Annotated in this window: 23 protein-coding genes and 4 tRNA genes; 18 read left to right on the top strand and 9 right to left on the bottom strand. The window is 48.9% G+C overall.

From position 1 onward, the window contains the following. Positions 1-3 precede the first annotated feature (3 nt). Entirely contained in the window at positions 4-591 is a 588-nt protein-coding gene (gene pth / locus BFC17_RS06240; protein WP_070175598.1) for an aminoacyl-tRNA hydrolase, read from the top strand. A 24-nt stretch (positions 592-615) separates the two neighbouring features. Then, complete coding sequence (gene ychF / locus BFC17_RS06235; protein ID WP_070175597.1) at positions 616-1707, top strand: redox-regulated ATPase YchF; 1092 nt, start codon at positions 616-618, stop codon at positions 1705-1707. A gap of 59 nt (positions 1708-1766) precedes the next feature. Here the strand turns inward: ychF and BFC17_RS06230 are convergent, their stop codons facing one another. Then, a complete protein-coding gene (locus tag BFC17_RS06230) occupies positions 1767-2438 on the bottom strand; it encodes a hypothetical protein (RefSeq protein ID WP_139142011.1) in 672 nt (223 codons plus the stop codon). Between the two features lie 260 nt (positions 2439-2698). Between BFC17_RS06230 and BFC17_RS06225 the strand changes: the two genes are divergently transcribed. The 6 genes from BFC17_RS06225 to BFC17_RS06200 all read left to right on the top strand — a co-directional run bounded on the left by BFC17_RS06225 (position 2699) and on the right by BFC17_RS06200 (position 5628). Beyond that, positions 2699-2775, top strand: a tRNA-Met gene (locus BFC17_RS06225). 47 nt (positions 2776-2822) lie between these two features. Next, a tRNA-Leu gene (locus tag BFC17_RS06220) sits at positions 2823-2907 on the top strand. A 2-nt stretch (positions 2908-2909) separates the two neighbouring features. Further along, positions 2910-2985: transfer RNA gene (locus tag BFC17_RS06215), tRNA-Gln, on the top strand. A gap of 46 nt (positions 2986-3031) precedes the next feature. Continuing rightward, a tRNA-Gln gene (locus BFC17_RS06210) sits at positions 3032-3107 on the top strand. Between the two features lie 108 nt (positions 3108-3215). Beyond that, positions 3216-4121 carry a CE1 family esterase gene (locus tag BFC17_RS06205; RefSeq protein ID WP_070175595.1) on the top strand — a complete coding sequence of 302 codons (906 nt, stop codon included), beginning with the start codon at positions 3216-3218 and terminating at the stop codon, positions 4119-4121. A gap of 103 nt (positions 4122-4224) precedes the next feature. After that, on the top strand, positions 4225-5628 hold the full coding sequence (locus BFC17_RS06200) for an alanine/glycine:cation symporter family protein (RefSeq protein WP_070175594.1): 1404 nt from the start codon (positions 4225-4227) through the stop codon (positions 5626-5628). A 45-nt stretch (positions 5629-5673) separates the two neighbouring features. Here BFC17_RS06200 and BFC17_RS06195 read toward each other — a convergent pair whose 3' ends face one another. Then, a complete protein-coding gene (locus BFC17_RS06195; RefSeq protein WP_070175593.1) occupies positions 5674-6222 on the bottom strand; it encodes a carboxymuconolactone decarboxylase family protein in 549 nt (182 codons plus the stop codon). A gap of 113 nt (positions 6223-6335) precedes the next feature. Between BFC17_RS06195 and BFC17_RS06190 the strand changes: the two genes are divergently transcribed. After that, a complete protein-coding gene (locus BFC17_RS06190) occupies positions 6336-6911 on the top strand; it encodes a TetR/AcrR family transcriptional regulator (protein WP_070175592.1) in 576 nt (191 codons plus the stop codon). Positions 6912-6934: 23 nt separating this feature from the next. On the opposite strand, the gene BFC17_RS22515 is transcribed toward BFC17_RS06190, so the two are convergent. Then, a complete protein-coding gene (locus BFC17_RS22515) occupies positions 6935-7111 on the bottom strand; it encodes a hypothetical protein (protein ID WP_175439535.1) in 177 nt (58 codons plus the stop codon). Continuing rightward, the gene (locus BFC17_RS06185; protein ID WP_070175591.1) at positions 7111-8283 is read right to left on the bottom strand and encodes an FAD-dependent monooxygenase; all 1173 of its coding nucleotides are present in this window, start codon (positions 8281-8283) and stop codon (positions 7111-7113) included. The genes BFC17_RS22515 and BFC17_RS06185 overlap by 1 nt, the downstream gene beginning before the upstream one ends. A 293-nt stretch (positions 8284-8576) precedes the next feature. On the opposite strand from BFC17_RS06185, the gene miaB reads away from it, so the two are divergent. The 7 genes from miaB (at position 8577) to BFC17_RS06150 (ending at position 16081) form a co-directional block, all read left to right on the top strand. Then, the gene (miaB, locus tag BFC17_RS06180; protein ID WP_070175590.1) at positions 8577-10013 is read left to right on the top strand and encodes a tRNA (N6-isopentenyl adenosine(37)-C2)-methylthiotransferase MiaB; all 1437 of its coding nucleotides are present in this window, start codon (positions 8577-8579) and stop codon (positions 10011-10013) included. Between the two features lie 16 nt (positions 10014-10029). Beyond that, positions 10030-11082: a PhoH family protein gene (locus BFC17_RS06175; protein WP_070175589.1), complete on the top strand. Its 1053-nt coding sequence runs from the start codon at positions 10030-10032 to the stop codon at positions 11080-11082. After that, positions 11083-11556, top strand: a complete 474-nt coding sequence (gene ybeY / locus BFC17_RS06170) for an rRNA maturation RNase YbeY (protein WP_070175588.1) — start codon at positions 11083-11085, stop codon at positions 11554-11556. 101 nt (positions 11557-11657) lie between these two features. Next, on the top strand, positions 11658-12521 hold the full coding sequence (gene corC, locus BFC17_RS06165; RefSeq protein ID WP_070175587.1) for a CNNM family magnesium/cobalt transport protein CorC: 864 nt from the start codon (positions 11658-11660) through the stop codon (positions 12519-12521). A gap of 5 nt (positions 12522-12526) precedes the next feature. Next, on the top strand, positions 12527-14044 hold the full coding sequence (gene lnt / locus BFC17_RS06160) for an apolipoprotein N-acyltransferase (protein WP_070175586.1): 1518 nt from the start codon (positions 12527-12529) through the stop codon (positions 14042-14044). 110 nt (positions 14045-14154) lie between these two features. Next, positions 14155-15429, top strand: coding sequence for a Xaa-Pro dipeptidase (locus BFC17_RS06155; protein WP_070175585.1), 1275 nt, complete (start codon positions 14155-14157; stop codon positions 15427-15429). Positions 15430-15625: 196 nt separating this feature from the next. After that, entirely contained in the window at positions 15626-16081 is a 456-nt protein-coding gene (locus BFC17_RS06150) for an Hsp20 family protein (RefSeq protein ID WP_070175584.1), read from the top strand. Positions 16082-16155: 74 nt separating this feature from the next. On the opposite strand, the gene BFC17_RS06145 is transcribed toward BFC17_RS06150, so the two are convergent. The 4 genes from BFC17_RS06145 to BFC17_RS06130 form a co-directional block, all read right to left on the bottom strand. Continuing rightward, a complete protein-coding gene (locus BFC17_RS06145; RefSeq protein WP_070175583.1) occupies positions 16156-16665 on the bottom strand; it encodes a GNAT family N-acetyltransferase in 510 nt (169 codons plus the stop codon). Positions 16666-16755: 90 nt separating this feature from the next. Further along, on the bottom strand, positions 16756-17889 hold the full coding sequence (locus tag BFC17_RS06140) for a PocR ligand-binding domain-containing protein (protein WP_070175582.1): 1134 nt from the start codon (positions 17887-17889) through the stop codon (positions 16756-16758). Positions 17890-17962: 73 nt separating this feature from the next. Beyond that, on the bottom strand, positions 17963-21025 hold the full coding sequence (locus tag BFC17_RS06135; protein ID WP_070175581.1) for a DUF748 domain-containing protein: 3063 nt from the start codon (positions 21023-21025) through the stop codon (positions 17963-17965). 136 nt (positions 21026-21161) lie between these two features. Next, complete coding sequence (locus BFC17_RS06130; protein ID WP_070175580.1) at positions 21162-21692, bottom strand: nucleotidyltransferase family protein; 531 nt, start codon at positions 21690-21692, stop codon at positions 21162-21164. A 293-nt stretch (positions 21693-21985) separates the two neighbouring features. On the opposite strand from BFC17_RS06130, the gene BFC17_RS06120 reads away from it, so the two are divergent. Further along, the gene (locus BFC17_RS06120) at positions 21986-23248 is read left to right on the top strand and encodes an NRAMP family divalent metal transporter (protein WP_070175578.1); all 1263 of its coding nucleotides are present in this window, start codon (positions 21986-21988) and stop codon (positions 23246-23248) included. 17 nt (positions 23249-23265) lie between these two features. Continuing rightward, positions 23266-24144, top strand: coding sequence for a 5'-methylthioadenosine/S-adenosylhomocysteine nucleosidase (locus BFC17_RS06115; RefSeq protein WP_070175577.1), 879 nt, complete (start codon positions 23266-23268; stop codon positions 24142-24144). Between the two features lie 44 nt (positions 24145-24188). On the opposite strand, the gene BFC17_RS06110 is transcribed toward BFC17_RS06115, so the two are convergent. Beyond that, positions 24189-24824 (bottom strand): phosphoribosyl-AMP cyclohydrolase, encoded by a 636-nt coding sequence (locus BFC17_RS06110; protein ID WP_070176253.1) that lies wholly within the window; start codon positions 24822-24824, stop codon positions 24189-24191. Between the last annotated feature and the right edge of the window lie 251 nt (positions 24825-25075).

Genomic DNA, 25075 nt, shown 5'->3' with positions numbered 1-25075 from the left:
CCCTTGGCAGACATTCGTCTTATTGTGGGCCTGGGTAATCCAGGCCCCGAATACGAACAAACACGCCACAATGCGGGGGCGTGGTTTTTAGAACAGCTCGCATCGACGTTTAACACCTCTCTTACGCCTGAAAGCAAATTCTTTGGCAAAACTGCCCGAATCACCATTGCTGGTCAGGACATTCGTTTGCTCTACCCTACTACCTTTATGAATAAAAGCGGTCAGTCTGTTGCAGCACTGGCGAATTTTTATCGTATTGAGCCGGCACAAATGCTGGTTGCCTTTGATGAACTGGATTTACCTCCCGGCGTGGCCAAATTTAAAGTAGGCGGCAGCTCAAGCCAGAATGGAATCCGCGATATTGTCGCGCGTATGGGTAATAACCGGGATTTCCTGCGTTTACGCATTGGTATCGGGCATCCTGGTCATAAAAGCAAAGTAACCGGCCATGTTTTGGGTAAACCGGCCCAAGCGGAAAGAGAAGCCATTGAACAGGCAATCGATGAAGCGGTTCGTTGCACCGAAATTTTGCTTAAAAATGATCTGAAAATGGCGCAAAATCGCCTTCATAGTTTTAAAGCAGACAGTTAACTTCAAATTTTCAAGGGATCCATTATGGGATTTAAATGTGGCATTGTCGGCCTGCCAAACGTTGGTAAGTCTACGCTTTTCAATGCATTAACCAAAGCTGGTATCGAGGCTGCAAACTTTCCGTTTTGTACCATTGAACCTAACACAGGCGTGGTACCGGTGCCGGATCTGCGCTTAGATAAGCTGGCAGAGATTGTAAATCCCCAGCGTGTTATTCCAACCACCATGGAATTTGTGGATATCGCCGGTCTGGTTGAAGGTGCATCAAAAGGCGAAGGCCTGGGTAACAAATTCCTGGCAAACATCCGCGAAACCGATGCCATTGGCCACGTAGTACGTTGTTTCGACGATGAGAACATTGTCCACGTTGCCGGCAAGGTAAGCCCAAAGGACGATATTGATATCATCAATACTGAACTGGCCCTGGCCGATTTGGAAACCACCGAAAAAGCCATTCATCGCGTAGCCAAACGTGCTAAAGGCGGTGATGCTGATGCCAAATTTGAATTAAAAGTACTGGAAAAAATTAAGCCAACGCTGGACGAAGGGCTTCTGCTGCGCTCACTGGAGCTGAGCAAGGAAGAACTCGCCGCGATCAGCTATATGAACATGCTGACGCTGAAGCCAACCATGTACATCGCCAATGTGAACGAAGACGGTTTTGAAGATAACCCTTACCTTGATCAGGTAAAAGCTATCGCTGCCGACGAAAATGCCGTTGTGGTTGCTGTATGCGCTGCTATTGAGTCTGACATTGCCGAACTGGACGATGAAGACCGTGAAGAGTTTATGGCTGATATGGGCCTGGAAGAGCCAGGATTAAACCGCGTTATTCGCGCCGGTTACAACCTGCTGACACTGCAAACCTATTTTACCGCCGGGGTAAAAGAAGTACGTGCATGGACCTTCCCGGAAGGCTCTACTGCGCCTCAGGCTGCCGGTAAGATCCACACCGACTTTGAAAAAGGCTTTATCCGTGCCGAAGTCATCGGTTATGAGCACTTTGTTGAGTTTAAAGGCGAACAAGGTGCTAAGGATGCCGGTAAATGGCGTCTGGAAGGTAAAGAATACATCGTTAAAGACGGCGACGTTATCCACTTCCGCTTTAACGTTTAATATCAAAGAGCCGGCAGACGCCGGCTTTTTTGTACCATCTCCGTTATTCCGGGCTCACCTTAGTCTGTGATGACCAACTTATACTGAACCGAACCTGTTGCTTGCTCAGCCAGATGCACAATCAGGTAATATTGCTCACCGCTGGTTAAAATCGGAGCGGTAAATGCGTGGCCAAATTCGCCAGGTGATTCGGTAGAGTCAATCATATTCTGCTGATAATCGTGCAGAGTCAGATACATCTCATTGCCCTGGTACCAGGGCTGTTGGCAGTCAGACGGGCTGGCACACAGATAAATCGTGATGGTGGCCTCACCATCCATTATAAACGCATAATAATCCGCGATATCATCTCCCTGAAGCTGCCCTTCAATCAGCACACCGTTTCGGGGGCGCAGGATGAAAGCCGTGGCAGATTCATAATCATCGTTTGTATCAGAATCGCTAAGGGAGCTTGTGGTCCAGTTTGAAGCGACAAAGGCATCATCAATAACGCCATTTTCAGGGTTCACTGCTGGCTTATCAGGATTTTCCTGACAATAAACTTCGCGGGTACATTGTCCGGTATACCAGGCTAGGGTAAGCCCAATCCCCAAAGGGTCCTGAAATGCGGATGTCGGGCAAAAATAAAGTTGCGTTTCAGTGCATATTTCAGGCGCAGATGAGGGCTCCTCAGCCCCCCCACAGCCATTCAATAACAAAAAAATGCAGCACAACACGATTTTTTTCGTCATCACTTCACCATTTACGAAAAAAAATGCGACTAAAACCTCAAAAAAGTATAGTTCAGATTGTTTTTACCAGCGTAAAAGCGCGCTGAATTGCCTGCCCACACAAGGGAAACCGTTTATAAAACCACCAGCAATGCACAAAATCGCACCACTTTGAATATATAACAAGCAATTGAACATTGATTTAAAAAAAGGGGTTGACGATGAATAATCAACTCAGCATAATACGCGCCACTTCCTGAGAGGGAAGTAAAAAAATCGGAGGCTACGTAGCTCAGTTGGTTAGAGCACATCACTCATAATGATGGGGTCGCAAGTTCGAATCTCGCCGTAGCCACCATTCTCGCAAACCCAGTTAATTGGGTTTTTTATTGTGCGAGACACTGCGCGGAAGTGGTGGAATTGGTAGACACGCTGGATTTAGGTTCCAGTGCTTCACGGCGTGAGAGTTCAAGTCTCTCCTTCCGCACCATTTGGGGTATAGCCAAGTTGGTAAGGCAGCGGGTTTTGATCCCGCCATCCGTTGGTTCGAGTCCAGCTACCCCAGCCATTTTTTCGTTACGTTGATGCAACATCAGCTAACACACCCAGTTGATTGGGGTATAGCCAAGTTGGTAAGGCAGCGGGTTTTGATCCCGCCATCCGTTGGTTCGAGTCCAGCTACCCCAGCCATACATTAAACGCCAGTCTTATGACTGGCGTTTTTGTTTCTGCACTTTCCACATTGTCTGCCCATTGTGTTACATTTTCACGACGAACACACACTACAACCCGTCGTTTATGATTAAACCTGCTGTACTTCTCTCTTCACTGTTTTATGTCATTTGTTTAACCATCAGCACGCCCGGCCTTGCTGACCCGGTAATGCAACAAGCTACGCTGGATGGTCAGTTAAGAAGCTGGCGTTTGTACATGCCCTCTTCCTCCTCTGCGAAGCCGCTGCCTTTGGTGTTTAATTTTCACGGCACCGGCTCTAGCCCGGAGAACATTTCGGCACTCAATCAACTCGAACAACTGGCCGGGCAGGAACATTTTATTGTGGTCGCCCCACAGGCTGAATTCAGCTACGAACCTGGTGGGCGCAAAACATGGAATGTTGAGCAACTTGAGAGCCCCTACGATGATGTCGCTTTTATCCGGGCGCTGATTGAACATTTAATCAGCCAGTATCCGATAGATTTAACCCGTATTTACGCCACCGGATTTTCTGGCGGTGCGAGGATGAGCAGTCTTCTGGCCTGCGAGCTGGCCACAACCTTCGCCGCCATCGCGCCCATAGCCGGTGTACGATTTGCAGATAATTGTAAGCCTGCCAGCGCCATGCCCGTGTTAACCTACCATGGCAAAAAAGATCCGGTAAATCACTATGTTCATCAGCCAGACTCCCCCCGTTACTGGCACGCTGGAGTAGAAGACGCTATCCATGACTGGGTAAACCATAATCAGTGTCATTCGGTGAGTGAAGAAAACTTACAAGCGGGAATCACCAAACTCACCTGGTCTCAGTGTCAGGATGACGTACAGGTGGTGTTTTATCGTTCTGCAGAGGGAGGCCACACCTGGCCGGATAGCCCTAAGGCCGAGTTACTGGCCAAATATGGCCTTGGTAAAACCGACAACATTGCCATGACACAATTCATCTGGACTTTTTTCCGTCAGTACCAGCGTCAGTCATCGGCTCAATAGGGAGAGCAGACCTCCCCTGGTGTGTTTTTTCCTTTACAGTGCCGGCTTTGGTCGGCACACTAAATCCATTCCCTCCTTATAATAATTAAACAGGAACTCTTTAGTGCTCAACGACATCGTTGCGTTTATCAATAATATTCTCTGGGGTAACGGCCAGGTTCTCATTTATATGCTGCTGATTTGCGGCATTTGGTTTACGGTTCGCCTGGGTGGCGTACAAATTAAACATTTCGGCCATATGTTCAGCCTGCTCAAAGGCAGCACCAGCAGCAACAAGGAAGGCATAAGCTCCTTTCAGGCGTTGTGTACCAGTTTATCCGCCCGGGTTGGTACCGGTAATCTGGCGGGCGTGGCTGTGGCCATTTCACTTGGCGGTGCGGGCAGCATTTTCTGGATGTGGGTAATTGCACTGCTTGGTATGGCAACCGGTTTTGCCGAAAGTGTACTGGGCCAGCTATACAAAGTCCGGGACGACCATGGCGAGTTTCGCGGCGGTCCGGCTTACTACATCAAACAAGGCCTGAATAAAACCTGGCTGGCGGTCGCTTTCTCGTTGTGTTTATTTTTAGGCTACGGGTTTATTTTCTCTGCTGTACAAGCCAATACCATAACAGACGCACTAAACGCGGCCTACGGCATTCCAACCAGCTACTCAGGCATTGTGATTATTGTTCTGGCAGCGTTAATTGTGGTGGGTGGCCTGCGTGGTATCGCCCGCTTTGCCGAGTGGGTTGTGCCCTTTATGGGAATTAGCTATGTGCTGGCGGCTTTACTGGTTTGCGCCCTCAACATTTCCGAACTCCCCGCGATGCTGCTGAATATCTTTCAGTCTGCGTTTGGCTTGCAGGAAGCCGGCGCTGGCGCCATGGGTGCAGCCGTTAAAAATGGTATTCAGCGCGGTTTGTACTCTAACGAAGCCGGCTCTGGTAGTGTGCCGCATGCGGCTGCGAGTGCAGCGCCCTACCCTAACCATCCGGTTTCCCAGGGCTACATTCAGATGCTTGGCGTATTTTTAGATACCATGGTGCTGTGTACCGCTACTGCTTTTATTATTTTACTGGCAGGCGGCTCAAGCAGTGAACAAATGGAAGGGATCCGCCTGACTCAGTCAGCAATGGAAACACACATTGGTGCCGGCGGCGCAGATTTTGTTGCGGCGGCAATCTGCTTTTTCTCTTTTACTTCGGTGGTTGCCAACTATGCCTACGGCGAAAGTAACCTGCACATGTTTAAGCTGGATAATAAGATTGGGCGGATTGCCTATACCTGTGGCTATCTGGCCATGATCTTCTGGGGTTCCATGGCGGCTTTACCCGAAGTATGGGCGGCGGCTGACATGGCGTTAGGTCTGATGTCGGTGATAAACATTATCGCCATTATGTGGATGACCCCCACCATCGTTAATATCAGTAAAGACTATTTTTCCAAGCGCGAGCGCGGAGAACTCCCGGAATATAAAACCGGCGACTGTGAAATTCAGGGTAAAACCGAAAAAGGGATCTGGTAACCCAACAAAAGCAAGGGGCTAAGCATTTTAGCCCCTTGTTGTTTATCAGGCCGGATGCCAGGCAAATTTCGCGAACGGTTTATCCACCGGTGTATCAGCAAGCTGGTTGATATAATTACTCATGACTTTCTGCGCCAGCACTAAAATGATCTCCAGCAACTGGCGTTGACTGTACCCGGCAGCAAAAAACGCCTCAACCTGTGAAGCAGCAGGCTTGCCCCGCTCCAATAAAATCGCTTTCGTGGTTTCCCGCAATACTTCCAGTTTTTCTGGTAAAGGCGTTTTATTACGCAGCGCCTCGGTAATGCTGTCATCCACTTTCATCGCCTTGGCGATTCCCGTATGCGCAGGCACACAATAGTGACAGCCGTGCTCTACATTAGCGGTTTGCCATACAACGGTTATTTCTTCTTTAGTAAAAGAGGTCGACAAGGCTTTGCCATGCAGAAATTTATAACTCTCCAGTACATCGGGAGCTTCAGCCATTACGCCGTGTAAACCAGGCACAAAGCCAAATGCATTTACCGATTCGTCGAGCATGGGTTTCGCCGCATCTGGCGCAGATTCAAAAGTGTGAACTGTTAAATAAGACATATTAAAAATAAACCTTTCAGTTGTGGTTGGGAGTGATTACAATAAACCCAGCTGAACACTCGTTCAATTTATTTCTGAACGATCGTTCAAACGTTTCGATATAAGGTAGATTTATGAGTAATTCACGAGAGCAAAGTATTCAGCAAGCCATGACGGTGTTTTGGCAAAAAGGGTATGTGGGTGCGGGCATGCGTGATATTCAGACCGCCCTGGATAAACGTCCGGGAAGTATCTACGCAGCATTTGGCAATAAAGAAGGGCTTTATCTGGCAGCACTGGAAGTCTACACCCAGGGTATTGCCGACCGGCTGATTGCCTGTAGTCATGCAGCAGAGCCATTAGACGCACTGAAAGAGTTTCTGGGTACGCCATTATTACAAAACGACGAAGATACCTATATGCGCCAGTGCCTGATTGTTAAAACTCAGGCTGACTGGCTGGAGCTTCCCGAAGGTATTCAGAATTCATTACGCAAGGCACTGGGTAATGTGAGAGACGGCCTGATCGCGGTAATCGAAGCAGCCAAGGCAAAACAAGCGCTAGCCGAGTCGCTGCCTACTGAACAAGCAGCCACCTGGTTACAAGGCCAGTTCATTGCCTTGCGCACCATGGCAACAACCGTAGATGATGCGTCGTCATTGTCCTGGATGCTGGATAAAATGTTCAGTGATCTGAAAAAGCAATGGTAGCAAAATGGAAAATGATGATGAGCTTAACTCACCATCATTTTAATTAACTGCGCAACTAATAAAATCATTAGTAATGGCCAGAACCAGCGTGTCAGTTTTGACATGTCCTGACCACTCATGCGCCAGTTAGACTTTTCCAGCAGCGGCACGATCACTACCAGCGCTAAAAACAAGATCCCGATAATATAGAGTATGGTCATTAGGCTAATCCCATTGCATATTTAAGCACCTGATGCTTTAACGGCCCGGTATGCTGCGCAAGTTTCAACAGACCATTTCGAAGCCACTTTAACGGCGCGTGATTGTTGCTGAAGGCGGTATAAAAACCATCCATCGCTGACATCATTAACCGATTATCCCGCTTGCGCGGCCGCTCGTAGCCCGATTGCAACTGCGACAAAAAGTCGTCGCTGTAAGCTTGCTGATGAGCGGTTTGCTGCAGCAGGCAAGCCACATCCTTAAAACCCAGATTGACCCCCTGCCCGGCCAGCGGATTAATTGTATGGGCAGCATCACCTACCAGTATCACTCCCGGTATCACGTAATCGCTTGCATGGCGGCGAATCAGGGTAAAGGCAGCTTTGTTCAGCACCGTAAAGTCGTCATCCAACGGCGGAAAATCGGTAATAATGGCCTGTTTAAGCTGAGCAGACGACAATCTGGATAACCCGGCAAGACGCGCCGCACTGTCGTACCATATCAGCGAGGCAAAGTTATCATGCATGGGCAACAACGCTTTAGGCCCATCAGCAGTAAACTGCTGCCAGGTACAATCAGTAACCGGCTGGGTAAATTCAACGATAATGCCCATAGCCTGTTGTGCGTATTGCCAGCCAGAAATACCAATACCGGCTAACTGGCGTACCTGTGATTCAGCGCCGTCAGCACCAATTAACCATTTAGTTTGAAGGGTTTCACCGTTTTCCAGCGTTACCGACACCGTATCGTCTGCGTTATTGGATCGGGTGAAACTGGCTATATGAGCCGGTGAAAACCAGCTCACATTATCAAAGGCTTTAAGTGCCTGATGGCAGCCAAGCTGAATAAGGCGGTTTTCCACAAAATAGCCCAGGCGATCAAAGCCTGCGTCCTTCGCATCAAAATCCGTTCGGCAATCGGGATGCTCCCACACCGACAACTTGCTGTACGAACGCAGACGCATGGTTTCAATGTGCTGCCACGCACCTAAAGCTTTCAGCAGGTCAACCGACGCCACGCTAATGGCTGACATGCGTAAATCTGGCGGCTGCTGCACATTGAAAGGCTGTGGTGGGCGCTGTTCGATAATCGCGACCTGATACCCCTGCTGCGCAAGGCCCAGGGCGGTGGCTGCGCCAACCATACCTGCGCCATTAATACAAAAATCAAACATAAAAATAAGCCCTGTTTACCTCTGGCGATTATGCCCCAACTCAAGGGCTAAATCTAACATCGGCGTTATATCAGTGTGTTAGCCAAAAATCATGGGGTTTATGCTGTTACGTAAACTTGCCTTGGGCTGGATCGAAAAAGCGTTAAAATCACAAATCGACTGGCTCACAAGGCTGGCGATCGGGATTTATAACAGTTAAAATACGCGGCTATTTTGACCAATATCGCTGTGCGCCCCGGTTTAGCCTGTATTAAACCATTTTTGCGCCGGCCCAACGTGATTATCGAATTGTTATGAGTAAAAAGCTGTACATCAAAACCTGGGGTTGCCAGATGAATGAGTATGATTCGGAAAAAATGGCCGATCTGCTCGATTCAACTCACGGGTATACGCTGGCTGAAGAAGCGGAGCAAGCCGATGTTATTTTGCTCAACACCTGCTCTATCCGCGAAAAAGCCCAGGAAAAAGTGTTCCATCAGTTAGGTCGCTGGAAAAACCTGAAAAAGACCAACCCTGAACTGATCATTGGTGTAGGCGGCTGCGTTGCATCGCAGGAAGGCGACCATATCCGCCAGCGCGCGCCTTTTGTTGACCTGATTTTTGGCCCACAAACCCTGCATCGCCTGCCTGAAATGATTGACCAGATCAAAGCCGGTGAAACCGCTGTGGTAGACGTTAGCTTTCCGGAAATCGAAAAGTTTGACCGCCTGCCTGAGCCCCGTGCCGAAGGCCCAACCGCTTTTGTTTCCATTATGGAAGGCTGTTCAAAATACTGTACCTTTTGCGTAGTGCCTTACACCCGCGGCGAAGAAGTAAGCCGTCCGGTGGATGATGTGCTGCTGGAAATCGCCCAGCTGGCCGAGCAAGGTGTGCGCGAAGTAAACCTGCTTGGTCAGAACGTAAACGCCTTCCGTGGTGAGCATCACGACGGCAGCATTTGTCGCTTTGCAGAACTGCTGGAACTGATTGCCGCTATTGATGGCATCGACCGCATTCGCTACACCACTTCACACCCGGTAGAATTCACCGACGATATTATCGCGGTATACGAAACCGTGCCTGAGCTGGTAGACCACCTGCACTTACCGGTGCAAAGTGGTTCGGATCGTATTTTGAATTTAATGAAACGTGGCCATACCGCCCTTGAATATAAATCAAAGATCCGCAAATTACGTAAAGTGCGCCCGAATATCAGCATGTCTTCAGATTTTATCATTGGCTTCCCGGGTGAAACCGATGCTGACTTTGAAGCCACCATGGATTTGATTCAGGCCGTGGATTACGACCTGAGCTTTAGCTTTATCTACTCAGCACGTCCTGGTACGCCAGCGGCTGATGCTGTGGATGATGTTAGCGAAGACACCAAAAAAGAACGTCTGTATTTGCTGCAGCAACGTATTAACCAGCAGGCACTGCGAATTGCCCGCAACATGCTGGATACCGAGCAGCGAATTCTGGTGGAAGGTCCATCGAAGAAAGACATTATGGAGTTACAGGGCCGTACCGAGAATAACCGGGTGGTTAACTTCCCCGGTACCCCGGATATGATTGGCGAATTTGTCGATGTCAGAATCACCGATGTATTCAGTAACTCCCTGCGTGGCGAAGTGGTTCGTCGCGAGGCTGATATGGGCCTGCGTGTGGCCGTATCGCCACAGAGTATTTTAGCCAAGCATCAGGCCGAATTACCTGATGCGCTGGGCGTTAGCCAATTTCAACCCACCCTTTAAGAGGCAGTAAAGTAACTTGAGTAAACTGGTAAGTAATGAAGTAGTACTGGAGCCGGAAGATAACAAACGGTTATCCAGCTTGTGCGGCCCGTTTGACGACAACATTAAACAAATTGAGCGTCGGCTGGGCGTGGAAATCACCTATCGCAATAACTTTTTTAAGATTGTGGGTGAACCTCAGCAAACCAAAGGCGCCGGTGAATTACTCAAGTTACTCTACATCGAAACGCAACCGGTTAAAGGGCACATCCCGGATTTACCACCGGATCAGGTGCATCTGGCTATTCAGGAAGCTAACTGTCTGGAGCGTGAAGAATCCGGTCAGTACGGCAAAGAAATCAATATCAAAACCAAGCGCGGCGTGATAAAGCCGCGTAACCCGCATCAGGCTCAGTATGTGGCTAATGTGGTCAATCATGACATTACCTTTGGGATTGGCCCTGCCGGTACCGGTAAAACCTATCTGGCTGTTGCCTGTGCGGTAGATGCGTTGGAACGTCAGGAAGTGCGCCGTATTCTGCTTACCCGCCCGGCGGTAGAAGCCGGTGAAAAACTGGGTTTTCTGCCCGGCGACCTTTCACAAAAAGTCGACCCTTACCTGCGCCCGCTGTATGACGCCCTGTTTGAAATGATGGGGTTCGAAAAGGTTGAAAAGCTCATGGAACGCAACGTAATCGAAGTCGCCCCGCTGGCGTATATGCGCGGACGTACCTTAAACGATGCGTTTATTATTCTGGACGAAAGCCAGAACACCACGGTGGAACAGATGAAAATGTTCCTGACCCGCATTGGCTTTAACTCACAAGCCGTGATCACCGGCGATATCACTCAGGTAGATTTACCCCGTGGCGTCCGCTCCGGCCTGCGTCATGCCATTAATGTGCTTCAGGGTGTGAGCGATATCTCCTTTAACTTCTTTACTGCTGGTGACGTGGTTCGTCACCCTGTGGTTGCCCGAATTGTGCAGGCGTACGAAGAATATGATGCCGAACAGGAACGTATTCGGATCGCCAAAAAAGAAGCACAGGAACAGGAAAAATTAAACAAGCCTGATGCGAGTGACGATTAAGTGAGCGCCATTGTTGATTATCAGCAAGCCTTTGAAGGTGATGCCGAGTTAATTGCCTCAATTCCCGATGAAGCTCAGTTAACCCAATGGGCTTCTCTGGTACTTGAACACCTGAATACCGGTGAAAAAGAATTAACCGTTCGCTTTGTCGATGACGATGAGTCGCAGGCGCTTAATAGTGAATACCGCGGCAAGGATAAGCCTACCAATGTGTTGTCTTTTCCTTTTGAATGCCCACCAGAAGTGCCTCTGAATCTACTCGGCGATTTAGTGATTTGTGTGCCGGTTATTGCCCGGGAAGCAGACGTACAACAAAAATCGGTTAATGACCATTATGCCCACATGGTTATCCACGGCACCTTGCATCTACTGGGCTTTGACCACATTGAAGACGACGAAGCCGAGGCGATGGAACAACTCGAAATCACCCTGTTAGCCAAATTATCCATTGACGACCCGTATCAAGACGATTAACTTTGCTAAAGATGAAGGGGCATTGTTATTGTTCGAGTTGGTTTACACACCAGTAATAAACAACAAACACACCCTATAACGCTAATTTAGACACGGACATTATGAGCGACGATAACCCCCACTCTACCAACGGCTCCTCGGGAAAAAGCTGGTTTGATAAACTAAGACATTCCTTCTCCGGAGAGCCGCAAAGTAAAGAAGACCTGGTTGAGGTCATCACCGAAGCCGAACAGCGCGAGCTGATCGACCCCCAAACCAGAGAAATGATCGAAGGCGTTATTGGCGTCAACGAAATGCGGGTAAGGGACATCATGATCCCACGCGCTCAGATGGTTACCATCGATATCGACCAGCCGGTTGAAGAATTTCTGCCTGTGATGCTCGATAGTGCCCACTCCCGTTTCCCGGTTATCAACGAAGATAAAGATCATATCGAGGGCATCCTGCTTGCCAAGGATTTGCTACGTTATGCATTTATCACCGACGATGAAAAAGGCTTCCATCTGCGTGACGTTTTACGCCCTGCCGTGATTGTTCCGGAAAGTAAACGGGTGGATGTGCTGTTAAAAGAGTTCCGTCAGCAACGTTATCATATGGCCATCGTGGTGGACGAATATGGTGGTGTATCTGGTCTTGTGACCATTGAGGATATCCTTGAACTGATTGTTGGTGAGATAGAAGACGAGTACGATCTGGAAGAAGACGGTACCGACGATATTCGCCCGTTAAATAAGTACACCTACTCGGTTAAGGCACTGGTGCCGGTGGACGAATTTAACCGCTTTTTCGAGACCAGGTTCAGTGAAGAAGAAGCCGATACCATTGGTGGCATTGTACTGAAAGCCTTTGGTCACATGCCTGCGACCAATGATGAAATCACCATAGACAATATTCTGTTTAAAATTACCAACTCGGATAAACGCCGGTTAGTGCAATTGAAAGTGACCCTGCCAGACCTGGAGTAAATGGTTTGAGAAAGTGGCTACCCTATGCGCTGGTTTTATTGGCCGGCGCATCATTAACTGCGGCTTATGCCCCCTTCAATATTTGGTTAGTCACTCCCGTGGCGCTGGTTGTCGCCTTGCGCCAACTGCTACAAACCAGCACAAATAAACAAGCTTTCGCTCTCGGCTGGACGTTTGGTTTAGGCTGGTTTGGTGCGGGCATTAGCTGGGTACATGTCAGCATTGCCGATTTTGGCGGCATGCCGCTGGTGGTGTCGCTTCTGCTGATGTTTGTGCTGTGCGCCTATCTGGCACTCTTTCCGGCACTAAGCTTTTATCTTAGCAAACGATTTGTAAAACCCGGGCTAACCCCGCTTGCGCTGCCTGCCATCTGGTTTATCGCCGAATGGCTGCGCAGCTGGCTGTTGACTGGTTTCCCATGGTTATCTTTAGGTTATAGTCAGCTAGATAGCCCATTGGCAGGCTGGCTGCCGGTGATAGGTGAAACAGGCCTGACCCTGTTACTGATAGCCATGACCAGTGCTATTGCGCTGGCAACGCTGACCAAACGCTTTTTGCTGGCGATTAGCGTTACCGGCGTAACAACCATTGCTGCATTACTACTCAACTCAGTCAACTGGGTGCAGCCAGACAAAGCGGTGTCTATTGGCATGGCTCAGGGCAATATCCCGCAATCGTTGCGCTGGGTGCCGGAACAGGACGCCCCCACCATGAATACTTATCGGGAACTTACCGAACTGTTGTGGGACAACGATATTATTATCTGGCCGGAAGCCGCTATCCCCAAGCTTGAGTTGCTGGCCCAGGATTATATTATCGACATGAATGCGCAGGCGACCCGCTATGACACCGCTATTGTTACCGGCATTGTGAATTATAATTTTGAAAGTCAGCAAGCCTGGAACAACCTGATTGTGCTGGGTAAAGCCCGCCCGGAGGATAGCTATGGTCAGTACAGCTATTTTCACGGTAACCGCTTTGCCAAACACCATTTGTTACCGATTGGTGAATTTGTGCCCTTTGAAGACTGGTTAAGGCCACTGGCACCGTTTTTTGACTTGCCCATGTCATCGTTTAGTCGGGGGGATTTTCAACAGCCGAATCTGCTGGCCAATGGTGTTCACCTGGCACCGGCAATTTGCTTTGAGATAGCCTTTCCCCGCCAGGTACGAGCCAATATCTACACTGCTACCGACTTTATCATTACCGTTAGCAACGATGCCTGGTTTGGTCATTCCCATGGCCCGGCCCAGCACTTACAGATTGCCCGTATGCGCGCTAAGGAACTGGGCATTGGCGTTATTCGTTCGACCAACAACGGGATCTCGGCATTTATCGATTATCACGGTAACGTGGTCGCTCAATTGCCACAGTTTGAAACGGCTGCCATGTCAGCTACCCTCTCGACCGTAAAAGGCTCGACACCTTACCGGCGCCTGGGCGATATACCACTCACCCTTTTCACCGCCGGTGTTGTACTGTTTTTATTCATCCGTCACACCCGTCAGCGCAGCCGCGATTAACCACTGGAAGTTCCTCGCTGAATAGCACCGGTTAATCGCGAATTATCTATACCAGAGCCCTGCATACTGGTAGTTTTAACGGTTATTGTATAAACCTCACAGGGCGTAAAATGAAAGCTATTATAACCCTCGTTGCACTGGCGCTAAGTGCCTCAGCTGTATGTGCTAAGACCACCGTATTAACTGCCGACCGCATGATTGATGTGGATAACGGTAAGCTTATTAAAAATGCGGTTGTTGTTATTGAAGACAATGATATCGTCGCCGCCGGTGCCCGTCGTACCGTTGACATCCCAGCGAATGCAGAAGTTCATGAACTTGGTGATTACACACTGTTACCCGGCTTAATGGACATGCATGTTCACCTTACTTCAGACGCCACCAAACATGGCTATAAGGGCCTGGCCGATTCACTGCCCCGCGTAACACTCACCGGGGTAAAATACGCCAAAGCAACGCTGATGGCCGGTTTTACTACGGTTCGTAATGTGGGTGCACCAGGCTTTGCTGATGTGGCGTTACGCGACGCCATTAATGATGGCGATATTGAAGGCCCGCGGATGTTTGTTTCGGGCCCGTCACTGGGTGTGACAGGCGGCCACTGTGATAACAATCTGCTGCCTTATGAATTTCATACGGTAAGTGAAGGTGTGGCTGATGGCCCCTGGGCGGTACGTGAAATCGTCCGCCGTAATATCAAATATGGCGCCACTGTAATCAAATTCTGCGGTACTGGTGGCGTACTCTCTAAAGGCACCAAGGTAGGTGTTCAGCAATACACCTTTGAAGAAATGCAGGCGCTGGTCGATGAGGCCCACATGCGCGGCCTTACAGTGGCTACTCATGCCCACGGCACTGATGGCATTAAAACTGCCATAAAAGCCGGTGTCGATTCGGTGGAGCACGTGAGCCTGCTGGATGATGAAGGCATCGCGCTGGCCCTTGAGCACGGTACCTATTTTTCTATGGATATCTATGTGACCGAGTATATTTTAGGTGAAGGCGCAAAAGCCGGCATTCTGGAAGAGAGCCTTGCCAAGGAGCGCATAGTCGGCAAACGTCAGCGGGAAAACTTCGAAAAAGCGGTAAAGGCTGGCGTAAACATGGTGTTTGGTTCTGACGCCGGCGTGTACCCTCATGGTGATAACGGTAAGCAATTTGCCCGCATGGTGCGTTTTGGTATGACGCCGATGCAGGCAATCCAGGCGGCGACGATTCATCCGGCTACCCTACTTAAGCAACAGGATACGCTGGGCAGTCTCAGCGCTGGTAAAAAAGCCGACATTGTGGGTGTAAAAGGCAATCCACTGGATGACATTTCATTACTTGAAAACGTTGGCCTGGTCGTTAAAGATGGTCACATCGTCAAACCGGTAGCAATGTAATCATCTGTTTTTATTGAGTTTTAAAGAATCCCGCAAAAATATGCGGGATTTTTTTATTTTCCCCATTGAAAATTTTTCCCGCGCACCTATCTCTTTTAGTGTCGGGGCTTAAAGACAAGACCGACGGCTCCATCGCCGCTATGCGGGATGGTATTTCAAGTTAAATAACATATTGCTTAATAAAAAGGATATGACTATGCGTACTATCGATCTATCTCCACTTTACCGTTCTTTTATTGGTTTTGACCGTCTTGCATCCATGATTGATGCGGCATCTCAAAACGGCAACCAAGCAACTTATCCGCCCTATAACATTGAATTGCTGGGCGAGGATAAATACCGAATCAGTATGGCTGTGGCCGGATTTGGCAAAGAAGATGTCACCATTGAGGTGCTCGAAAATGCCCTGACCGTTACCGGTAAAAAAGAAGCCGAAGAAACCACAGACAGCGAACAACAACGCCAGTTTCTGCACAAAGGTATTTCAGAGCGCAGTTTCGAACGTAAATTTCACTTAGGTGACCATGTAAAAGTCACTGCGGCCAATCTTGAACATGGCCTGCTGAATATCGATCTGGAACGTGAGATCCCAGAAGAGAAAAAGCCGCGTCAAATTGAAATTGGTAGCGCTCTGCTGGAAAGCAAGCAATAAAGCTGACTGGTTAATCGTAAATTCACATTATTAGCGGCGCATTTGCGCCGCTTCTTATTGACAATACTTAAAGATTAACCCCTTGTAGGCAAAAAAGCCTCGTGATAACTCACCTTGCCCTCGGGAGCATTGCCTTTGAACACCAGAGCCTGAAAATACGCAGCGGGCACTCCAGGCAGGATCAAACCGTCCTTTGGCGCAAAACCAAAACGCTGGTAAAAGCCCGGATCGCCAAGTACGACACAGCCATTTGCCCCCATTTGTTTAAGTGTTTCAATAGCTGCCACCATCAGCGCTGAGCCAATCCCGGAGGATTGCCGTTCTGGCGATACAGAGACAGGCCCTAAACCAAACCACTCCCCGGCCCCGTTGGTAATTTCAACCGGTGAAACCGCTACATGACCAACCAGGCGTGATTTATCTTCTGCAACCAGCGAAATGGATAAAGCACTGGCGCTACGCAGAGCCTCAATTATAAACTGTTCATTATGATCGGAGTGAGGTGCGGTACGGAAAGCTGCGACCGTGAGCTCATGAATTTGCGGAATATCGTCAGGTTGCTCAGGGCGGATTTGGATACTCAAGCGACGCTCCAAAGGATAATACTTACAGACAATACGAGTGACACAATCTTGGGAGATTAGTCCCGGACCAAGAAGCTGGTGAAACTTAAATTAACTCAGCAGCGACGTGGTTTGCAGTAAGCTGGAAAAGTGCATTACCTGATTACGGCCCTCGCTTTTGGCTCCATATAGAGCCCTATCCGCGCGTTCCATAAGCTCTCGCTCTGATAAATTACCGCCTTCACTACTCGCGGTGCCAAAACTGCAACTTACCCGTATCTGATAACCATTAATTTCTATTTGAGTGTTGGCTATTTTATTACAGATGGATTGCAACAAAGCTTCAATATGTTCGTTTTCAGTTTCTGGAAAAAGTATTGAGAATTCGTCGCCACCAATCCGCGACACCGTGTCGGTTTTACGCAAAGAATTAAGGACTATGGTAGAAATGTGTTGCAAGACCGCGTCACCTATTCCGTGGCCGTAGGTATCGTTTATTACTTTAAATTTATCGACGTCAAACAGACATAATACCAAACTGTGTTGATAGCGCCTGGCGCGCAATATCTCCTGGGACAAGGTTTTATCAAAATAGCGGCGATTACACAGCCCGGTGAGAGCGTCTTCAGACGCGAGCTTTTCTAATGCCTGTTTAGCCACTTTAAGCTCTGATGTTTTTCTTTTTAAAGCCGCATTTTGTACGCGTTCTGCTTCACTTAAGCGCAGTAAATCCAGTCTTGCCTTGCCCATTTCGCCAATGGTCTGCGCAAGCGCCACCAAAAACGTCATAATACGTTTGATTTCATCTTCGCTGAAAACAGGCACTTTTTTGAGCGCGTCCATATAGGGAATAATTTCTACACCCAGTTCTTTTGCCTGTTGGTGAAAATAAGAATGATCAGCTGGCTGAAATAAAAACTGACCGGTAAAAAAATTAGCCACATGCTGGTTACCCACATAAATTGGGACAGCAACATCCACCAGCCCGTTTTTACACTGATACACGTTGTATTTTTCGCCCTGGGCAAGTTTATTGGCTATGGCTGTATCGCTTTCCAGGCAGCGGGCTGCAGACTTCTCGTTTAACCGGTGAAACTGAGTGCAAATGGGTTGCCAGCCAGTTTTTATGTGAACGTTGCCGTCAAGATCCAATAACGCGGTTACGGTGCCATTTATCCGCGTAAAACTCTCACACAACTCGGTGAGTTTAGGAATATCGAAAATCTCGGTAAAAGCGTACTTCAATCCATTAATCCAACTACAACCCACTTCTATACTAACTGTAGTCGTTAATAACCTGTCGCGCCAATATGACGTTTTAGTTCGCTTCTAAAGAAAGCACCACCTGACTGGCAGCAGACTGAAGATGCTGGCGGCTGTTAAGTAAGAACAAACGGCTGGCATCCACACCCGCCTCGTTAGCCAGATAAGCTTTTACCATTTTCCCTCGCCGTTGGGCCAGGCCTGCCAGCTGTGCTTCAGTTACCGAAATCTCATCACGTAAGCGGTTGTACATTGCAATATGCATGGCTCGTGGAATCTGTTCAGCCGTAACTGGCTCTTCGCTGTTGGCTTGTAGTTGGGTTGTAAACCGCTCACGCTCCTGCTCAACCGGGATTGTAAACTGCTCGGTGAACATCGCTTCGAGTGCCGCCGGCAATGGCCCCTGCAACGGTATGTTGCTGGCAGATAAATCTTCAGGTAACGACGCCAGGCCGCTGCGTTGCAGCAGTGTCTGATGCAACTGGCTGACTGCCAGCTCGCGGGCATCGCTAACCGCATCTACCCCACCTTCGATGCTGACCCGCAGACCCGGCCGCTGGTTTAACGCCTCAGCCAGTGTGGCAAGCCGGGAACTGGCCTGCTCACTCAGCGAGTCCTGCCCCGCGGTAAATTCGATATGATTGAGCTCGTCTTCACTGCCGACCAGACTGGCCAGAAAGCTAAAGGGGGCGGTTACCGCTTTGGTAATAAGATTCCCCAGCGCCTTCAGAATGATTGAGCCGAAACTAAAATCCGGATTCTCCAGATCGCCGGAGACCTCAAGTCCTAAATCAATCACCCCGTCACTGTCCTGCAGAAGCGCCACTGCCAGGCCAAGCGGCAGGCTCAGTGCCTGTTCGGAGTCGCTCTGACGCCCCAGTGTCAACTGATCAATAACCACATGATTATCTCCGTCCAGCTCGTTATTCTGTACTTTGTAACGCACATCCAGAGACAATAAACCTTTGTCGATGTAATACCCCATATAGGTGCCGGAATAAGGGTTTACGGAGGTGAGTTCGGCACCGCTAACAGCAAAATCCAGATCCAGATACATATCGTCCAGCAATGGATTTATCTCCCCGTTTAATGACACCGGCGCGTAGCTGTCTATCTTGCCACTGATGGCCACCTCGGCAGCAGTACCCGTATCAGAATACAGTTTGTTAACAGAGCCGTTTAACGATTCCAGGCTCGAGGCAAACTGAGGGGTTAAGGATTCATCGGCAAAATAAGCGGTGCCCTCTTTTACTTTTATTGTTTCAATCCTGACATCCATCGGGGCAGACGTATCGTCAGACTCACGCGGCGGCGCTTGCTGAGCAGATTCCTGCTGTGCTACAGAGGGTGTATTACTTACCATGATGGCACTGATATTAGTGCGTTTTTGCTCGTCAATTAACAATTTAGCGTAGGGTTTTTCAAGTGTTATCCCGGCAATGGCAAGACGATTATCCTGACTCACATAATGAATTCCATCTACCGTCATCACCTGCCACTTAAGCAAGGGTTCATGCTGCAGGCCGTCGAGTACGACTAAATCATTAATCCTGGCACTGGCACTTAACTCAATCTGGCCATCAGCACCGGCTTTAACATTACCCGTAGTAGAAAAAGTGCCATCTTCAACGGCGATATTGATGATAGATTGCAGATAAGGTTGCGCCTGCGACAATACTAAATCGCTCACATTTACAGAAGCTTCAACCTTCTGCTCAGGCACATAAATAAGGCCTTGTGAGCTGAACTTACCCTGCGCAGACTCCGGCAACGCCTGAGGCTCGCCACTCATGGCCAGATCAATGGCGTATTCAACAGGTGCAGTAAAGCGGGTATCTACGGTGCCAGTAGTGATATTGATCGGGAAGGCCCGCCAGTACATTTGCTCCGCGATGGCTTTTTCCTGCAGCTGGATATCCCCGCCGCTGAGCCTGAGCCCGCCCAGCACTATGCGCCAGTCAGATTGCGCTTCGTTGTTGGCCTTTGTAGCAGGCTTAACGGCGTCTGCCGAGCCGGATTTGGGCGTAAACATACGGGCTAAATCAATCCCATCGTGACTGTAGGTTGCGCTGACAACCGGCGCATCAATGCTCACGTCAGCAATGTCCACCCGTTGATTGAAACTATCAATGGCTAATTGATTTACGGCCAGGGATTCTACCGTTATTCGCTCATCACTGGCATCTGACAAGGCAATTTCGCTAAGAGTCAGCTGCCCTTGCCCGGCCTTAAATCCAAATCCTTGTGGTGTTTCCAGCAGTTGATACTGAATGGAAAAATCCAGTCGTCCGCGGGTTAATCTGGCTTCGACAATATCTTCTGACAAAGGCCACAGTGGGGGTAATGCAATATGCTTAAGCGCTACGTTTCCACTCACCGCCAGCGGGGCAAGCTGAAACAGGCCGTCCAGTTCTATTGAGCCGCCTTCCTGAGTTGCCAGCGCTAGTTGATAAAGGTTGTCCGGTTTGCCCTCTTCTTCAGTTCGAACCGACGAAGGCAGGTTTGCCCGGGTATCAAGCTGTGCCAGTTCGAAGGATAAATCAGGATAAACCAGTTCTGCGCCGGTAACCTTATCCAATACCTTTAATTCGCCTCGGCTAAAACGTAACAAGCCCAAACGAATATGGGGAATGCCGCTATTTTCTTTTTGCTCTTGCTTTGCGGCTTCTGGCGCTGGCTGCGCTGTAATCCGGTTAAGCATGTCCGAAAAATTAAAGCGGGGATCCGCGCCGCCCTGTTGCCTTATCAACTGTGAATAAAGCTCATCGATATAAAGGTGTTCAATGGTGGGGGTAAACGTAAACAGCGATGTCAAAAAACCGGCATCCAGCTCCAACAAACCAAAACGAAAAAAATCGTCGTTGCTATCAGCTTCTGCTATACGAAAATCTGTCACCCTGATGCGTAACAAAAACGGGTTAATAGTTATTTTTTGGATGCTGACCTGTCGGCCCGTAAAGTCGCCAAGCCATTGCGGCACTTTGCTCTGCAGCACGTAAGGCGTTAGCAAACCAAGCAATAAAGCATAAAGCAGGTAAAAGGCAATCAGCCAGGTACTTATCCGCACGGCTCGCGGCTGGGTGCGATAAGCATTTTGCAGAGTCTCTAACTTTTTCATTTACCCGAACATCCTTATAAAATAACCAGCCCGCCAGTTAGCTGGATTAATAACACAACCCTAGCAACAATCACCCAGGCGAACAAATGCATCCGGCGCGTGACTTAGCGGACTTATCGGCCCGGTGTAGGCTCAATCAAATCCCGGCAACAGACAAGTTTGGCCAGCGGGTCAACCAATCCTTAGTAGCAACTCGCCGGGCAAAGATAGTAAAGTCTCGTTTAGGATTAGGGGTTAACTGCCCTGCCCACAACGACGCTACACCAAAAGGGGCGGCGACGACAATACCATTGTCCACATCCAGCCGAACGCCAACTGCGGTTTCCTGTTCCGGCCAGTAGCGCATTGCATCAGCACAGTCACGATAAGGTGGGTCCTGATTGCGCTGATGCATTAATGCCTGATTTTTTACCTGCCAGGGCACCCGGGGACGCAATGCCACCAGTTGTTTTTCAATCTCACGCGCCTCGTAGGTTGCGGTATTATCAAAAAACAGCACATCTATGTCCGTCAGTGGCGTAGTGGAAAAGCCGTGCAGATGATCCCACACCATGTTGCGAACAAATCCTGCGGCGATATACCAGTCGGGTAATGCTAATGAAGCAACGGTTTGCAGCAGATCCATCCGGTATTCATCACCGGCCAGTAATGATTCTATTGACGCCATGGCTTACCTCTCACCCTGCCAGGCTGGCCCAGAAGGCAGCATGATGATTATGATGAATAAATTGAGCTTTACAGCATACCGTATAATCCCGGCTGACCAAATTCAGAACACGGTCTATTTGCACCGACAGCAACAGTCTTGTCCTACAAAATTAAATATTTTAGAAACTTCCGCTGCCTTTTTGCTGTAAAGCTCAGAATTACCGTTAAATTCCTTTCAAATACCAGCACAATTTAGTTTACACTGGCCGTAACCATACAGCTCGCAATCAACAGGAAGATAAGGTGCCCTCCATGCAGTCTGGCGCTGACAGCCCGCAATTACCATTTTTTAAATTAATCAAACTGCTAGGCCCTGGCGTGTTAATGGCAACCGCTGCCATTGGCGGCAGTCATTTGGTCGCCTCAACTCAGGCCGGCGCGAAATTTGGCTGGCAGCTCGCGCTGCTTATTCTGCTAGTGAACCTGTTTAAGTATCCATTTTTCCGGGCTGGCGTAAGTTATACCATCAGCAGCCATAAAACCTTGCAGCAAGGCTATCTTGAAATGGGTAAACCTTACCTGCTGATGAGTTTTGCGCTCAACGCCATTTCCTCTTTTGTTAATGCCGCCGCGCTTCTGTTATTTTCGGCCAGCTTACTGGGCTATTTTATTCCTTTTGACATTGCCCTGCCCTGGCTGGCAGCCGGGCTGTTAATTGTCTCGTTAGCGATACTCATTGCCGGGCATTACCACGCACTTAATCAGGTGGCCAAAGTTATTATGGTGGCGCTGGTGATTGCCACGGTTTCCGCCACTGTGATTGCCTGGCAGCAAGGACCGGTAGCGCCTGCGGACTTTGAGTCGCCCTCGCCCTGGACACTCGCCGCCATCGGCTTTTTAGTGGTTACTATGGGCTGGATGCCCGCGCCGATTGAAATTTCAGGTATTACCTCCTTATGGTTAAAAGAGCAGTGTCATGAACAAAAAGTAACGCCACAATCGGCGCTGTTCGACTTTAACCTGGGCTATCTGGTTACTCTGTTACTCGCGTTGATGTTTTTAGCTCTGGGCAATCTGGTACTGCACGGTAGCGGGCAGGAGCTGGCAGCCGGCGGCATCGGATTTTCTCATCAACTGGTGGAATTGTATGCCTCTACCATTGGCGAATGGTCCCGATATCTTATCGCTGTGATCGCTTTTCTGTGTATCTTTGGTTCTGCCATTACCGTTTACGATGGTTACTCGCGAGCACTGGCTGAATGTTATACCCTGCTCAAGGGCAAACAGGACGTAACCGACAACGTTTTTGCCGTATGGTTAATGTTAGTCGCCGCGGCCAGTTTTGCTATGGTGCTGTTTTTTAAAGCCGCTCTGTTGGCCATGCTTGGTTTTGCCATGACTCTGGCCTTTATGACAACACCGGTATTTGCCTGGCTGAACTATCGCCTGGTAAACCGCAACAGTATTCCGGAGTCCTTACGTGGTGGTCCGGTTGTGTTGTGGCTTAGTCGGGCGGGACTGGTTTATCTGTTCGGCTTCCTGGTTGTCTTTGTTATCTGGAAGTGGTTCCTCTGATTTTTTAGGGAAATAATATGCGCTCACTCCACGTTCTTCTGACGCTCATTGTGTTGTCCTTTGGCAGCACAAATACCAACGCTGACAGTTTTCGCAACGTGGAAATTGCAACCAGCCAACCGGCATTACAGCCGGTGATGATTCAGGGGCCAATGCCAATCGAGGCAGAGTTTTTTGCCTCGTTATTAAAGGATGTACGTATAGAAAAAGCCGGCCAGGCGACTTTTTATCTGGGTAGGCTAAATGGTTACCCCATTGTCGTTGCCCAAACGGGTAAAGGGCTGGAAAATACGGCCGCCGCCACCGCTGTTGGCATTGAGCGTTATCATCCTATGGCCATTATTAATCAGGGGACATCAGGAGGCCATGATCCAACCTTGCACGTTGGCGATATCGTGCTGGGCAAGCGCAGTGTCAATGCCAGCAATTTTAAAACGCCATTCCGCGACAAAGGTCAGGGCTCTGCCCCGCTTGATTGGTTACCCATGGATTTACTGGCATCCGCGGGCAGCGCCGGAGAAGGCGATTCCGCCAAGGATGCTGAACGTATCCGCTATTATCTGGCAGACAGTGAGTTACTGGCCATCGCCAATGCTGTGAAAGCCAGCTATCAACGTGGCAAAGTCGTTGAAGGCACTATTGCCAGTGGTAATTTCTGGAATAATGAACTCGACCGAATTGCCTGGCTACACGACAACTTTGGCACTAGTACCGAAGAAATGGAAACGGCAGCGGCGGCACAAATTGCCCATAGTTACGGTGTGCCATTTCTGGGTGTGAGGGTATTGTCGAACAATCTGACAAACGGTGGCCATTACGACCCGTCAACAGCAAAAGATTGTCAGCAATTTGTGCAACGAGTGATAGAGCAACTGATTAAACAAAATAAAAGGTAGTCACTCAGAGTAACTACCTTATCGTTCAGTTAACACCACAACGCTTAAGAAGGCGAATACGGCAGCGAAGACTGGTGCGCCACTATTCTTACTTTACCGGCCTTATCCTTAACATATGCAAAGGTATATTCTACCTTCGTTTCGCCACCGTTAGTATCTGTGAAATAGTAGTTCCCCATCGCCACCGCCATACTGCAGCTATTATTGATAATACCCACATTATCAAATTTCACTTTAGTGTATGGCTTTATTGCGAAGCCCTTGTCCTCTGAATAAGCATCATTGCCTCCCACGAAATACGATAACGCAGCATCGAAGCTTGAGCGGAACTGAACCTTAGCCGCCAGTGTTGGCTTGAATAATACGCTGCTGAGATCATAGCCATACATATCCTGAATAAAGTCGGCGGCAGCCGTTTTGTAATCGCCGTTTGAAGAAAATACAGAGCCGATTCTGACGATACCCTCGCCCCAGAGTTTCTGTGCCTCAACCACTTCCCGCTCTGAAATACAGGCGTCTGAATATAGCAACCGGTTATCGACCATCGGTACCGGCGCATTACTTGCCACAGGCTCGCTCAGGTTTTTACTTAATTGTTGAGACTGCGCGGTGGCGCATCCGGTTAAAACGGCTGAAGAAATTGAAAGCGCAACTAACATTTTTACATTCATTTTTTGCATAACCATACTCTCTTATTCCAAAGTTGGATAACTCACCAGTGATCATTCATCACTGCTTGATTGCTCAGGTGTAAGGTTATTGTTTAAGCCTGAATAAAACTTGAAAGTAAGATTAAAAGAACATTAAAAGCACAAACACGGACATTGGATTACCAGCGTTATTTCAGGGTCACACAAGTAAACTAATTGTTAACAACGCTCGTATGCCGTTTATAACCTATGCTTATTTACTGCAGTTACTCATTATTACT

Origin of the sequence: Marisediminitalea lipolytica, from assembly GCF_001758465.1 — a bacterium.
Lineage (GTDB): Bacteria > Pseudomonadota > Gammaproteobacteria > Enterobacterales > Alteromonadaceae > Alteromonas > Alteromonas lipolytica.
Note: the sequence above shows the minus strand (reverse complement) of the source record. Positions and strands in the feature narration are given on the sequence as shown.